The following is a 12,911-nucleotide window of genomic DNA, read 5'->3' as shown; positions in this document are numbered from 1 at the left end:
TCTGGCTCCCGTGGTTGGATCCGTGGTCAGATTCTGTTGGCCGCGAGCAACCGCCTGCTGACCACACCGAGCGCGATGATCACCAGCAGGATCACGATGCCCGGCAGCGTTGTCAGCCACCACGCGGTGGCGATGTAGTTGCGTCCTTCGGCCACGAGCAGGCCCCACTCCGGAGTCGGCGGCGGGGCGCTGTATCCGAGATAGCCGAGCGCCGCGATCGCCAGGATGGCGGCACTCAGGTCGATGACCGCGAGCGCGACCACCGCTCCCACGGCGTTCGGCAGAATGTGCTTGCGGATCACCGCCCATCGGCTCGCCCCGGACAGGAACGCCGCTTCGACGTAGTCGAGTGCGCGCACCCGGAGCACCTCCGCCCGGAACACCCGCGCGAAGATCGCGATCGAGCCGATACCCACACCGATTCCGACGGACAGCCGTCCCGCCCCGTACGCGGTGACGATCCAGATCGACACCAGGAAGCCCGGCAGAGCCAGCAGCACGTCGCTGATGCGCATACCGACGGCGTCGACGACCGGTCCGGACACCCCGGCGAGGATCCCGATGACGCTGCCGATCACCAGGCCGACTGCGACGGCGATACCGGCCGTCAGGACGGTCTGCGATGTGCCGTGCACGACGCGGGTGAGGACGTCGCGTCCGAGGTGGTCGGTACCGAACCAGTGTTCCCAGCTCGGCGGCTGGAACTTGTCCACATGGTTGCCGGTGAGCGGGTCGAACGAGGTGAACAACCCGGGCACCAGCGTCCAGAGCACCACGACGACGAGTAACGACGCGGAGAGCAGCACCGGCAACGGAAGACCGCGCACGACGCCGAGCACCCCTGCACGGTCTTCGGAGACTTCGGGATCGACGACGATCCGCTCCGATGTCGATTCACTCATTGGAACCTGCCTAGGCGAGTGCTGAAACCCTTGCTCTGGGTCCTGGTTACTCGTGGATCGAGGATCGGATAGATCAGGTCGACGGCGAGGTTGATCGCGACGATGGCGACCGTTGTGAGCAGGACGAGTCCCTGAATGAGGGAGATATCCTGTGTTGCAACAGCGTCCATCAGAACCGAGCCGAGGCCGGCCCGCGAGAAGACGGTCTCGGTGACCACCGATCCGCCCAGGAGGGCACCGACGGTGGTTGCGGTGACGGTGAGAGCCGGTCCGGCCGCGTTCTTGAGCACGTGCTTGCGGATGACCCAGCCGGGTGTTCCTCCCTTCGCACGCGCCGTGGCGACGTGGGGAAGCCGCATGGTCGCTTCGGCATTCTTCAGCAGGACCTGCGCGATCGGCGCCGAGATCGGGACCGCGAGCACCAGCGCCGGTATGACGAACGACGCCACCGAACCGTCCGGGAAGAGCGAGAACAACCCGAGTTGCACCGAGAAGATCTGCAGGATCACCAGGCCGAGCCAGAAGGTCGGTACCGAGCTGAACAGCGGCGGGATGTTGCGCACCGCCTTGCGCAGTCGCTCGAAACGGCTGGTCGTCGCCAGCAGGACGATGCCGACCGAGATGACGATCGCGAACACGGTTGCGGTCCCGGCAAGCTTCAACGTCTCGCCGACGACGTCGGCGATGCGATCGGTGACTGCTTGCCCACTCGACAGCGAGAAGCCGAAGTTGCCGCTCGCCAGCTGCACGAGCTGCCCGAAATACTGTGCGAGCAAAGGCTTGTCGTAACCGTAGAACTGCTTGACCTGCTCGACGACTTCCGGGTTGAAGTATCCTTCCCCCTTCGCCACGAAGATCGTGGCGGGATCGGACGGGAGGATACTCACACCCCAGAACACGACGGTGTACGCGAGCAGCAGCACCAGCAGCGACTGCCCGATCCTGGAGAGCACGTATCGCGTCATCGCGCGCGCCTCGGCTTCGTCATCTATCCCTCCGCCTGCGAGGACTTCCAGGCACTCTGGAAGAGCGGCTCGGTCAGGTTCGTGAACTCGATGTGCACGTCCGGCGAGGCGGAGTGCACCTGCACCTCGTCCCACAGCACCAGCGCCAGGTGCTTGTCGACGACCTGCTGCTGCACCTGCGCCAGAACGTCGTTGCGCTTCTGCGGATCGGTCGCGGACAGTTCCTGACCGGACAGCGCGATGAGCTCGTCGTCCGCGGCGAACGTCAGCGTGTTCTTGTCGCGCCCGAACAGCAATGCAAGGCCCACGTTGTAGTACGTCCTGGTCCCCAGGAGCGGCTTGCTCGGGTCGGCGACGGCGATGTTGTAGGCGGTGGTGTCGCCTGCGTTGTTGACGAGCTTGATACCGAGGTCGCGCCACTGCGACTCGATGAACTCGAATGCCGGCTTGATCACCACGCTCTGCACCGACGCGGACACACTCAGCTCGAGCGGCCTGCCGTCCTTCTCGCGGATGCCGTCGGGCCCGACCTTCCAGCCGGCCTCGTCGAGCAGCCGTGCAGCCTCGTCGGGGTTGTACTCGATCTTGTCGCCGAGGTCGACGAACGCGGGATCGTCGTGGTTCAGAACCGAATCCGCTGCCCGGTAGCTGTCGGACAGAACGGTGGCCACGAGGGCGTCGCGGTCGATGCCCAGTTGGAGGGCCCGGCGCACGCGCACATCGCTCACGTCCTCGTTGCCGATGCGGACAGCGGCGATGTTGGAGGTCAGCAATGGGGCCGAAACGGGAATGACCTGCTTACCCGCGGCGGCGAGCCCCGCTTCGTCGGTCGGCTGGATTCCGCGCGCGACGTCGACCTGTCCGGACTGCACCGCCCCGGCACGCAGTCCCGGCTCGCCGATCGCACGGATCTCGATCTTGTCGAGGTACGCCGGCCCCTGGTTCGGGGACACTGCGGGCGGCCACGCGTAGTCGTCGCGCCGGGTCAGCACGACCTTCTGGTCGGGCACGTGGGATTCGTAGACGAAAGCGCCCGAACCGACGACGTTCTCGATCTTGGCCTGGCCCTCGTAGTCGAGCGCGAGCGTCGACGCCGCACGGATTCCGGCGCGGTGACCGGCCACGACCCGGTAGAAGTTCGTGTTGGGTGCGGACAGGTACACGGTCACCGTGTTACCGGAAACCTCGGAGCGGTCGTAGCCGACGAAGTCCGTGAACGCGGGAATCTTCTTGTCGGGGTCGCCCTTTCCGACCTGATCGAGGTTCGCCTTGACTATGTCGGCCGTCAGCGGAGTTCCGTCGCTGAAGGTCACACCGTCCCGGATCGTAAATGTGTACACGGTGGCGTCCTCGTTCCGGGAGAAACTCTCGGCCAGCCATGGTGTGATCTCACCGTTCCTCGGATCGGTGTAGACCAGACGGTCCACGATCTGCAGGAACAGGTTGCCGGTCGAGTAGAAGCCGCTGAGGGCGTCCGTCACGTACATGACGTCGGAGTAGACGACCGTTCCGCCCTGCTGCGGTTCACCGGACGGTCCCGTCGAGGCCGACTGTCCACCTTGCGAGCATCCTGCCAGTACGCCCGCCGCAATCAGGCCGGCGACCAGCTTCTTTACGCGTGACATGAATTCCTCACTGTGTTGCTGACTTTCGAAATCGGCGCCAGCCGATCCGTGCGAGACTCGACGGCCGTCCGCATTCCCGACAGACGGTAGGGCCCTTGGTCCCGGGCCTCAATGAATTACTTCGCCCTGGCCGAAACTCTCCACCGAAAGCGACGTGGAGCGCTCAGGCGAACGCGGCGCGCAGCGCCGCACCCTCGTAGGCGCGCTTGTAGATGCCCTTCTCCTGCAGCAACGGCACCACGTGTTCGACGAAGTCCACGAGACCCGACGGCGTGATCGCCGGGTTGATGTTGAAACCGTCCGCCGCGCCGGTGGTGAACCACTCCTCGATCCGATCGGCCACGAACTCCGGGGATCCCACGAATCGCAGGTGGCTGTTGCCCGCGTCGGTCACTCGCAGAACATGACGGAGGGTGACCTGGGGCCCGGTCACGAACCGCCGGATCGACTCGTGCGAACTGATGCTCCCCTCGACCTCGGACAGATCCGGAAGCCGATCGACCGGGAACGGCGAGTCGAGTTCGATTCCGCCGAGGTCGATGCCCAGGCGCTGTTCGAGGGCCGCGATTCCGCGCTCCGGTGGATTGAGCGAACTGATCTCCTCGTGCAGTCGCTCGGCCTCCCGCTGCGTACTGCCGACGATCGGGATGAGACCGGGCAGGACCCTCACCGGCGGCCTCGACGAGGTTCCACCGCGCTGAAGAGCGTGGAGTGAACTGCGGAAGTCCCGTGCCTGCCGGATGTCCTGCGCGACCGAGTAGACGGCGTCGGCATACTTGGCGGCCAGCTGTCTGCCCCGGTCCGAGGCACCGGACTGGAACAACAGCGGGCGACCGTGTGGTGAACGCGGCGTGTCCAGCGGGCCTTTCACGGCGAAATGCGTGCCGCGATGGTCGATGGGCACCACCGACGCCGTGTTCACCTGTACGCCTGCGGCCTTGTCGAGGACGATCGCGTCGTCGCCCCAGCTGTCCCACAGCCGGAGCAGGACGTCGATGTACTCGTCGGCCCGTTCGTACCGATCCGCGTGGGGTGGCAGCGCATCGAATCCGAAGTTCCGTCCCGCCGATTCCGATCCGGTGGTGACGATGTTGACTCCCGCTCGCCCGCCACTGAGATGGTCGAGCGTGGCGATCTGCCGGGCGATGTTGTACGGGTGTGTGAACGTCGACGACACGGTGGCGATGAGACCGATGTGCGATGTCGACGGTGCGAGCGCGGACAACAGCGAGACCGGTTCGAGGGGTGAGAAGAGATAGGCCCAGTCGTTGTCCGGGACCGCCGGGGTGTTCGCAACGAACAATCCGTCGAACAGTCCCCGCTCGGACAGTGCCGCGTACTCACGGTAGTAGTCGAGGTCGAGAGCCCCCTCGGGCTTCGCCGACGGGTGCCGCCAGCCGCCCTGCGTGAATCCGATCGCACGAATCACCGAATTCAGAATCAATGTGGACATGATCGGTCCAGCACCTTCCTCGGGGTCGCAGTCGCGGGGCCGCAACGGCACCCGTGATCGAGGCTAGGTCGAGCGCCGAGGTTCACCGAGAGTTCCGATCACCCTGAATCAGGATGGGAGATGGACTTTTCCGCGCATCGACACGTATCCGAACCAGACTGAGCACAACCCTGTCGGGGAACCCGCGGACGCGAGATTCTGTCGTCTGCGCTCACCTTGCGCGCAGCCTCCTTTTGTTTCTTCGCTCGTCCGAGACGAAGCGCCAACCGCCTCTTCACAGGAAACCGATGACCACATACATCTCCGGGAAAGACCTACTCGAGCTCGTGTCCGATCGCGCCCCGGCCGTCGCCGTACTGGACGTGCGCACTCCGTTGGAACGCAGCAAGGGCCATATCGCGGTCAGCGCGTCTCTGCCGTTCCACGAGATCGAGCAGCGCATCGTCGATCTGGTTCCCGGCACTGCCACCACCGTGGTACTGGCCGGCGAGTCGGATACCGACGGACCCGCTGCCGACCTGCTCGAATCTCTCGGCTACAGCGACGTCCGGGTGCTCGAGGACGGTCTCACCGGATGGACGAACGCCGGTGGTCGCCTCTACACGGGCACGAACGTGCGCAGCAAGACCCTGGGCGAGTGGATCGAACACGAGTTCTCCACTCCCACCGTCGACAGCACGACCGTGCAGGGCTGGATCGAGCAGGGCGACGACGTCGTCATTCTCGACAGCCGACCGACGACCGAGTACCTGCACCACCACATTCCGGGTGGATACGACACCGGCGGCGGAGCCGAGATCGCTTATCGTGCAGGCAGTGTCGTGAAAAGTCCCGACACCAAGGTCGTCATCAACTGCGCGGGGCGCACGCGCGGCATCGTGGGCGCCCAGTCCCTGATCAACACGGGCATCGCCAACCAGGTCTTCTCCCTCTACAACGGCACCCCCGCGTGGGAGCAGTCCGGGCGTTCTCTCGCCTTCGGTGACGAGCAGGCACTTCCGGCACCGCAGGACGTCTCGGACGAGCTCGCCGCATGGGTGCGTGCCACCTTCGACAAGGCCGGTGTGCAGGTCCTCTCTCCCGACGCCGTCCAGGAACGCCTGGCCGATGCGTCCACGACCACCTATGTCTTCGACGTTCGCACGCCCGCAGAGTTCGCGGCCGGCCATTTCGAGGTCAGCGTGTCCGCGCCGGGCGGACAGCTGGTGCAGCAAGTCGACAACCACATCGCCGTCCCGAACGCCCACGTCGTCCTCGTCGACGATCAGGACTTCGTGCGGGCCGCGAGCACCGTTCAGTGGCTGCGATACCTGCACACCGGCCCCTTGTCGGTTGTCGCGTACACCGAGGACGCGGTACTCGATCATCCGCGTCGTGCGCTCCCTCTTCCGGACGCGCAGCACGTGGACCGGTCCGAGCTCGAGCAGTGGCGAACCGACGGCACCGACCATCTTGTCGTGGACCTGCGGCCCTCCGCCGACTATGCCGCCGGACACATCCCGGGCTCGGTACACGCCCGCCGCGAGCAACTCACCCAGATCGCCGAGAAGGCACCGGACGCGACACTCGTGCTCGTCGGGAACGACCGGTACTCGCCGGAACACGTCGTCTCCGAAGTGCCGGCGTCCGTAGTAGTCCTGGCCGGCGGAATCGACGCCGCGGAAACACTCACCACCGATGATCCGCACTACGCCGGTGATATCGCCGACCGCACCGGACCGCCCCCGTTCGGTCCCGAGCGGGACCGCTGGTACGCAGAGTATTTCGAGTGGGAACTCGCGCTTCTGGAGACGACCAGCGGCGATCCGCACTTCGCCTTCGCGGAGATCGCGTCGTGACCGCAGCACAGGCGGACTCCCTCGTGGCCGCAAGCGCAACGGTGACGGGAGCGACCGGCGAAGAAGCATCCGTCCGGTTCCTCGAGGAACTCCGGGCACGCGTCGCAACCTTCCGCGACGAGGCACCGTCGCGGGACAGGGAACGTCGCTACCCGTTCGACGAGGTCGAGCAACTGCGCAACATCAAGTTCTGGGCGTTGAACGTGCCCGTCGAGTTCGGCGGGCTGGGGCTCGACCGCCGGACCCTGATCCAGGCGATCATCGCGGTGTCCTCCGTGGACGGAAGCCTCGGCCAGCTTCCGCAGAACCATTTCGCGACCGTCGAACGGCTGTTGCTGTCCGGATCACCCGAGCAACGGGAGTTCTACCTGCGCGAACTCGGCAGCGGGGCGATCTTCGGAAACGCGACCGCAGAACCGGGTGAGCGCCGGCCGGGTGAAGCGCACACCACGGTCGTCGAGCGCGACGGCAGGCTGTACCTGTCCGGACGGAAGGTCTACGCGACCGGCTCGCTCTTCGGCGACTTCATCGCGGTCCAGGCACGCAACGAGGCAGGCGGGCAGGAGACGGTCGTGGTGCGGCCCGACGACCAGGGCGTCGTCATCCACGACGACTGGGACAGCTTCGGTCAGAGGACGACCGGTTCGGGCTCCGCGGAGTTCGACGATGTCGAGGTGCAGCCGATCCAGCTCCTCTCCCGCTCCTCGGATCCGGCGACAACCTATCGCATCTCGGCGCTCTCCCAGCTGATCCACGCGGCGATCGACACCGGTCTCGCGGAGGGCGCGCTGTACGAGGCGCTGGCACTCGCTCGGCGGGTCCACGGCGGACGCGGAAGCGGTGCCGCCGAATTCCGCGACGACGTGCTGGGCGTCGCGCACCTCGGCGAACTGCGGATTGCAACGACCGCCGCGCGACGGCTCGTCGAATCCGCGGCACGGCGGCTGGACTCCCTCGGTCCCGACACCGCGCTGAGCGCCGTCATCGACGTGTTCTACGAAGTGGTCCAGGCGAAGGTGCTCAGCACCCGCACCGCACTGAGCGTGACGAACGACCTGTTCGACATCGGTGGCTCGAGTTCGACCAAGCCGGCGTTCGGCCTGGACCGTTACTGGCGCGATGCCCGCACCCACACCCTGCACGATGCGGTCCGCTGGAAGCCGTATTCGCTCGGCAAGTGGCTGATCGACGAGGAAGTCGCCGACGCCTGGAGCCTCGCGCGGCCGTTGCTCCCGCTCGCGGACCTCGAGAACGCCGCGGACGATCCGGTCGCCTTCTACGGGAGCGCTCGGTGACCGAACGCAGGCTGCATCTCAACATCAACGTCAACAACAGCGGCCGGCACCCGGCCTCGTGGCGCGTACAGAACGATCCGCTCTCGTTCCTCGATCTGGGCTACTACGAGGAGATCGGGCGGCTCGCGGAACGCGGCCGCCTCGACGCCGTGTTCTTCTCCGACGGCTTCGACTACTCCGCGCCGAACATCACGCGACCGTGGCAGGCGCTCGACCCGATCGTTCCGCTCACCGCGGTCGCGCGGGCGACCGAGCACGTCGGCCTGGTCGCGACCGTGTCGTCGAGTTTCGATCACCCGTACAACATCGCACGCAAGATCGCCTCCCTCGACTACGCGTCCGGTGGGCGTGTGGCATGGAATGTCGTCGCGACCCGCGCGCTCGCCTCCGCGAGGCTGTTCGGACTCGACGCCGTGCCCGACCACGACGTCCGCTACGGTCGCGCCGAGGAATCGGTCCGAGTCGTCAAGGCGCTGTGGAACTCCTGGGAGCGTGATGCACTGGTCGCCGATCAGAGTTCCGGGAAGTTCGCCGACGTGGCGCGCATTCACCCGATCGATTTCGAGGGCGAGCACTTCCGGGTTCGCGGGGCACTCAACGTTCCGCGCTCACCGCAGGGCCGTCCCGTCCTCCTTCAGGCAGGCGGTTCGCCGCAGGGCATCGAACTCGCGGCCCGGCACGCGGACGCGGTCTTCACCGTCAATCACACGCTGGCCGCAGCGCAGGACTTCTATCGGACGGTCAAGTCGAAGGCTGCCGGTCACGGGCGTTCACCGGACGAGATCCTCATCCTCCCCGGCCTGTTCCCCGTTCTGGGCAGCACCGAGAAGGAGGCGCGCGAGCGGAAGGACCGGCTCGACGAGATCGCCGGATTCGAGGAGGAACTCGAATCTCTCAGCAGGACACTCGGTCTGGACCCGGGCGACCTCGCACTCGATGCTGCGTTGCCGTGGGACAAGATCGAGGACTTTTCGGCTCGGGCCGGGGTGAGTCAGGGCTTCGCGAACGCGATCCTCGATCTCGCGCGGCGGGAAGACCTGACGGTCCGGGAACTGCTCGCGCGCAATCCGAACGGCCATCGGGTCGTCGTCGGAACACCCGAGCAAGTCGCGGATTCCATCGAGGAGTGGTTCCGCGGGCGCGGCGCCGACGGTTTCAACCTCAACGCCGACTACTTCCCGAGCGGTCTCGAGCTGATCGTCGACCAGCTGGTTCCGGAGCTGCAGCGTCGCGGCATCTTCCGGCGGGAATACGAGTCGACGACACTGCGCGGCAACCTCGGCCTGCCGATCCCGTGGGGTGACGACCGCGTATGACGGCGTTGCCGGCCGGAAACGGTTCGCTTCGGCGCCTTTTCCGGCCGGCATCGATCGACGATGCGACTTGGCGGGAGTCAAGCCGCCGGCAGGACCAGCACCTGACGCTGCCGAACCGTGGGCATGACGATCTCGTCGACCACAGCGGCCGCAAGCGTCTCGTACGACAGCGCCGCACCCAGCGCTTCCGGGCCGACGACCTCGGTCAGCGTGTACGCCGACACCTCGGCCGCGTCGGACGACAGACCCGCCGGTGGGGTGACGATCAGCCAGTCCGGCGCCGGATCCGCCTGCGACAGAACCGTGCGTTCACCCGCGTGGGCGCGGGCGAACGGAAGCAACTCCTGTGGAAAGAGATCGACGACGTCCGACACGACACGACCGTCCGGCAACTGCAGGTTCGCGAACAATCCCACGGTCACGATCCGCACGTCGGGTGATCGCCGCCCGGCCAGGATCGCGCCCAGCACCCGCGCGTAGAACGTCTCGTCGAACCCGTCGAACGACGGCGGCGGGGTCGAGAACGGCGTCACGGCATTGACGACGGCATCCGCGTCGGCGAGTGCGCGTGCCACATCCGCCGCATCGGTGGCATCCCCTTCGACCACGGTGACCCCTCGCTGGGCCAACCACGGGTGCCGCGCCCTCGCCCGCACCAGCGCAGTGACCGAATGACCTTCGGTCAGAATCCTTCTCACGACGGCACTGCCCGCGCGCCCTCCGGCACCGAGCACCGCGACGCGGAGCTCGGTCACGCCGACCCGCCCAGAACCGCGGCGGGAAGCCTCGGCGGCAACGGGCCGTGCGGCAGTTTCGGGCCCACCGCCCGCCGAGCGCCGGGGACGCGACCGTTACCCCAACCCAGTTCTGCCCGGTACCGGCCGATGTGTTCGGCGTCGAGGTCCTCCTCGGACACCGGCGTCGCCTGCGGATGCACGTACAGCGCATCGGTCGGGCAGTACGCCTCACACATGAAGCAGGTTTGGCAGTCGCTCTGGCGGGCGATGACCGGGATGCCGGTGGCGGTGCGCTCGAACACGTTGGTGGGGCATGCGTCGACGCACTTGTCGCAGCCGATGCACGCGTCGGCGATCAGCAGTTCGATCATGACGCCACCAGCAGTGAGTTCCGGACCGCCCCGGTTCGCGTCCACACCGTGTCGAGCCCGCCCGTCAGAACGTGGTGATGCTGGGCGGGGTCGAGGTCGGGATGATCGGACCGCTTGCTCATGCCGCGGGTTTCGGTGCGGGCCAGCGCGGAATGGTAGATCCAGCGGCCGACTGCGGTGATCGCCGCCGCCTGCCGTGCCCGGACCCGCTCCTCGCCCGAGGCGCCGAGACTCCGCGTCGCATCCGCCCACAGCCCGTCGAGCTGACCCAGCGCTGCTTGCAGCCGGGGGCCGTCGCGCAGCAGGTTCTTCTCGACCGGGAGCAGTTCGTCGCGGGCCGCGGCGAGCACCGTGGCCGTGTCGAGGGTCGGACGGCCGGTCGGGCGCAGCCCCGCCCGACCGGCCGGGCGCAGATCGGAGGCGGTCACCCGCGCGACCGTGCGCGCGAATCGGGCCGCGCCGGTTCCCGCCCAGCTGCCCGACGACATCGCCCACGCCGCGTTGTGGCTGCCCCCGCCCGTGAATCCCCCGCAGATGCGTTCGCGGGTCGCGGCGTCACCGGCGGCGAACAGACCGGGCACCGACGTCGCGCACGTGTCGTCGACGAGGTCGATACCGCCGGTGCCGCGGACGGTGCCTTCGGCGAGCATCGTCACCTCGAAGCGGTCGGTGAACGGGTTGATGCCGCGCCGGTCGAACTGCAGGAAGAAGTTGGGCTGTCCGGCCCTCATCATCCGCTGCACCTGCGGGTCGGCGCGGTCGAGCTGAGCGAACACCGGTTCGGTCAGCAGGGTCCGCGCGATCACCGAACGGCCCTGCGACGAGCCGGCGCCTTCGAGCACGCGACCGTCCGCGTGGAAGAACGTCGCGTAGCCGTAGTAGGCGGTCTTGGTGACGGTCGAACCGGCCGCCGCGATCCCGTATGCGTTCGCGAACTCCATCCCGGAGAACGACGCACCGGCCTCGGCGGCCATCAGAGCGCCGTCGCCGGTGTCGACGTTGGTGCCCAGCGCACCGGACAGGAATGCGCAACCCCCGCTCGCGATGACCACGGCCCCGGCGGTGATCCGGTAGTCACGGTCGGCCTGGCGCCGGTATCCCGCAGCGCCGCGCACCTGCCCGTCGGCGTCGACGAGCAGTTCCAGCGCCGGCGAATGGTCGAGGATCCGCACGCCGGCGCGCTTGATCCAGGCGCGCATCCGTCGCATGTACTCCGGGCCCTGCACGCCGGTGCGAATCTGCAGACCGGTGTCGGGGTCGACGGGGAACGGGTAGCGGCCCTCGTCCGCGAGCAGGTTCATGTTCTCGTACGTCTGGTCGAGCACCCGGTCCATCCAGTGGTGATCGGCCAGGTAGCCACCGAGCGCTTCACGGCTCGCCTTGGCCTGCTCCCGCGCGGACCGCTCGGGCGCGACGTACCAGACACCCGTGCCCGACGGTGCGGTCGCGCCGCTGGTCCCGCAGTAGCCCTTGTCGACGAGCACGACGTCGGCCCCGGCGCGGCGCGCACGCAAGGCGGCCCACGTCCCGGCGGGTCCACCGCCGATGACGAGAACGTCGGTAATCAGATCCAGTGGTTCGGTCACGGGTAGGCTCCTGTCGCGCGTTGTCTTCCGCGAAGATTCCGCATCCACCCCGGTGGACACAATCACCAGAATCAGCGTGACGCGAACCCAGCCGCCGATCGACTACCCGCAGTCCACGACCCGTCCGCGTCGGAGTCGAGGACGAACGGCGCCACAGACAGGTAGCGCGCTACTCGTGACCGTCGCTACCGGACCGGCACAGACTGAGGATCCGCACCATCCCCACGAGGAGGAACCATGACGGATTCCCGAAGTTCTTCTCGCGAACCGGAACCCACCGCCGATTTCGGCGCCCCCGTGTTCGCCGGAACGGAAATCGACCAGAGTGTCGGATTCGACGACTCGCCCGGCGTCGCCGACGTCCCGTCCGAGGAGGGCGCGCACGCGCTCGAGCCGTGCAGCGAAGGTGACATCCCCACGGCATCCGTCGCCGACCTGATCCGCCAGTACACACCTGAAGGGTGATCGACGATGGAAATCCGCTTTCGCAACAACTATCCCGCCACGGTATCGGTGGCGGTGATGTTCTACAGCCCCGGAACCTGTGGCAATCACGGTAATTGGGGGACGCGCGGCTGGTGGAACATCGCACCCGGACAGATGGCGCATGTACTCAACACCACCAACCGATTCATGTACTACTACGCCGAGGCCGGCGACGGCGCCCGGTGGGTCGGGAACTTCGGTCCGATGTACGTCTACCGGAACAGTTTCGATTCGTGCATCAACATCGGATCCACGGCCGCGATCGGTCGCGTAGGAACACGGCAGATCGACACCGGAGGAAAGAACACGATCGTCAACCTGAACCCCTGACCCCTAC

The 12,911-nt window shown here is 67.0% G+C and carries 12 protein-coding genes; 5 read left to right on the top strand and 7 right to left on the bottom strand.

What is annotated here, in order from left to right; all coding sequences use genetic code 11:
- Positions 1-26: 26 nt before the first annotated feature.
- The 4 genes from ACWDTS_RS08940 to ACWDTS_RS08925 form a co-directional block, all read right to left on the bottom strand.
- Positions 27-902, bottom strand: a complete 876-nt coding sequence (locus tag ACWDTS_RS08940; RefSeq protein ID WP_197250765.1) for an ABC transporter permease — start codon at positions 900-902, stop codon at positions 27-29.
- On the bottom strand, positions 899-1,867 hold the full coding sequence (locus tag ACWDTS_RS08935) for an ABC transporter permease (RefSeq protein ID WP_197250764.1): 969 nt from the start codon (positions 1,865-1,867) through the stop codon (positions 899-901). Before ACWDTS_RS08935 ends, ACWDTS_RS08940 begins: the two co-directional genes overlap by 4 nt.
- Positions 1,868-1,890: 23 nt before the next feature.
- Complete coding sequence (locus ACWDTS_RS08930; protein ID WP_197250763.1) at positions 1,891-3,492, bottom strand: ABC transporter substrate-binding protein; 1,602 nt, start codon at positions 3,490-3,492, stop codon at positions 1,891-1,893.
- Positions 3,493-3,655: 163 nt separating this feature from the next.
- Positions 3,656-4,945, bottom strand: a complete 1,290-nt coding sequence (locus tag ACWDTS_RS08925) for an LLM class flavin-dependent oxidoreductase (RefSeq protein WP_248675680.1) — start codon at positions 4,943-4,945, stop codon at positions 3,656-3,658.
- 287 nt (positions 4,946-5,232) lie between these two features.
- Between ACWDTS_RS08925 and ACWDTS_RS08920 the strand changes: the two genes are divergently transcribed.
- From ACWDTS_RS08920 to ACWDTS_RS08910, 3 genes are read left to right on the top strand one after another with little or no spacing between them, the layout of a single operon-like run.
- On the top strand, positions 5,233-6,783 hold the full coding sequence (locus ACWDTS_RS08920) for a rhodanese-like domain-containing protein (RefSeq protein WP_450110202.1): 1,551 nt from the start codon (positions 5,233-5,235) through the stop codon (positions 6,781-6,783).
- Positions 6,780-8,078: an acyl-CoA dehydrogenase family protein gene (locus ACWDTS_RS08915; RefSeq protein WP_450118000.1), complete on the top strand. Its 1,299-nt coding sequence runs from the start codon at positions 6,780-6,782 to the stop codon at positions 8,076-8,078. The genes ACWDTS_RS08920 and ACWDTS_RS08915 overlap by 4 nt, the downstream gene beginning before the upstream one ends.
- Complete coding sequence (locus ACWDTS_RS08910; protein ID WP_248675681.1) at positions 8,075-9,394, top strand: LLM class flavin-dependent oxidoreductase; 1,320 nt, start codon at positions 8,075-8,077, stop codon at positions 9,392-9,394. Before ACWDTS_RS08915 ends, ACWDTS_RS08910 begins: the two co-directional genes overlap by 4 nt.
- Positions 9,395-9,471: 77 nt before the next feature.
- Here the strand turns inward: ACWDTS_RS08910 and ACWDTS_RS08905 are convergent, their stop codons facing one another.
- The 3 genes from ACWDTS_RS08905 to ACWDTS_RS08895 are packed head-to-tail and all read right to left on the bottom strand — an operon-like array spanning position 9,472 to position 12,088.
- Positions 9,472-10,128: an NAD(P)-dependent oxidoreductase gene (locus tag ACWDTS_RS08905; protein ID WP_450118033.1), complete on the bottom strand. Its 657-nt coding sequence runs from the start codon at positions 10,126-10,128 to the stop codon at positions 9,472-9,474.
- 17 nt (positions 10,129-10,145) lie between these two features.
- Positions 10,146-10,502, bottom strand: a complete 357-nt coding sequence (locus tag ACWDTS_RS08900; RefSeq protein WP_197252880.1) for a 4Fe-4S dicluster domain-containing protein — start codon at positions 10,500-10,502, stop codon at positions 10,146-10,148.
- The gene (locus ACWDTS_RS08895; RefSeq protein WP_450117999.1) at positions 10,499-12,088 is read right to left on the bottom strand and encodes an FAD-dependent oxidoreductase; all 1,590 of its coding nucleotides are present in this window, start codon (positions 12,086-12,088) and stop codon (positions 10,499-10,501) included. Before ACWDTS_RS08895 ends, ACWDTS_RS08900 begins: the two co-directional genes overlap by 4 nt.
- 237 nt (positions 12,089-12,325) lie before the next feature.
- On the opposite strand from ACWDTS_RS08895, the gene ACWDTS_RS08890 reads away from it, so the two are divergent.
- Together ACWDTS_RS08890 and ACWDTS_RS08885 are read left to right on the top strand one after the other, a co-directional pair.
- Positions 12,326-12,553 carry a hypothetical protein gene (locus ACWDTS_RS08890; protein WP_197252882.1) on the top strand — a complete coding sequence of 76 codons (228 nt, stop codon included), beginning with the start codon at positions 12,326-12,328 and terminating at the stop codon, positions 12,551-12,553.
- 6 nt (positions 12,554-12,559) lie between these two features.
- On the top strand, positions 12,560-12,904 hold the full coding sequence (locus ACWDTS_RS08885; protein WP_197252883.1) for a DUF1036 domain-containing protein: 345 nt from the start codon (positions 12,560-12,562) through the stop codon (positions 12,902-12,904).
- Positions 12,905-12,911 lie beyond the last annotated feature (7 nt).

Source organism: Rhodococcus sp. NPDC003383, from assembly GCF_053589115.1.
Note: the sequence above shows the minus strand (reverse complement) of the source record. Positions and strands in the feature narration are given on the sequence as shown.

Coding starts and splice junctions, on each gene's coding strand:
- ACWDTS_RS08935 (WP_197250764.1), bottom strand. CDS start 1,867: ATGACGCGATACGTGCTCTCCAGGATCGGGCAGTCGCTGCTGGTGCTG.
- ACWDTS_RS08925 (WP_248675680.1), bottom strand. CDS start 4,945: ATGTCCACATTGATTCTGAATTCGGTGATTCGTGCGATCGGATTCACG.
- ACWDTS_RS08885 (WP_197252883.1), top strand. CDS start 12,560: ATGGAAATCCGCTTTCGCAACAACTATCCCGCCACGGTATCGGTGGCG.
- ACWDTS_RS08890 (WP_197252882.1), top strand. CDS start 12,326: ATGACGGATTCCCGAAGTTCTTCTCGCGAACCGGAACCCACCGCCGAT.
- ACWDTS_RS08930 (WP_197250763.1), bottom strand. CDS start 3,492: ATGTCACGCGTAAAGAAGCTGGTCGCCGGCCTGATTGCGGCGGGCGTA.
- ACWDTS_RS08940 (WP_197250765.1), bottom strand. CDS start 902: ATGAGTGAATCGACATCGGAGCGGATCGTCGTCGATCCCGAAGTCTCC.
- ACWDTS_RS08920 (WP_450110202.1), top strand. CDS start 5,233: ATGACCACATACATCTCCGGGAAAGACCTACTCGAGCTCGTGTCCGAT.
- ACWDTS_RS08900 (WP_197252880.1), bottom strand. CDS start 10,502: ATGATCGAACTGCTGATCGCCGACGCGTGCATCGGCTGCGACAAGTGC.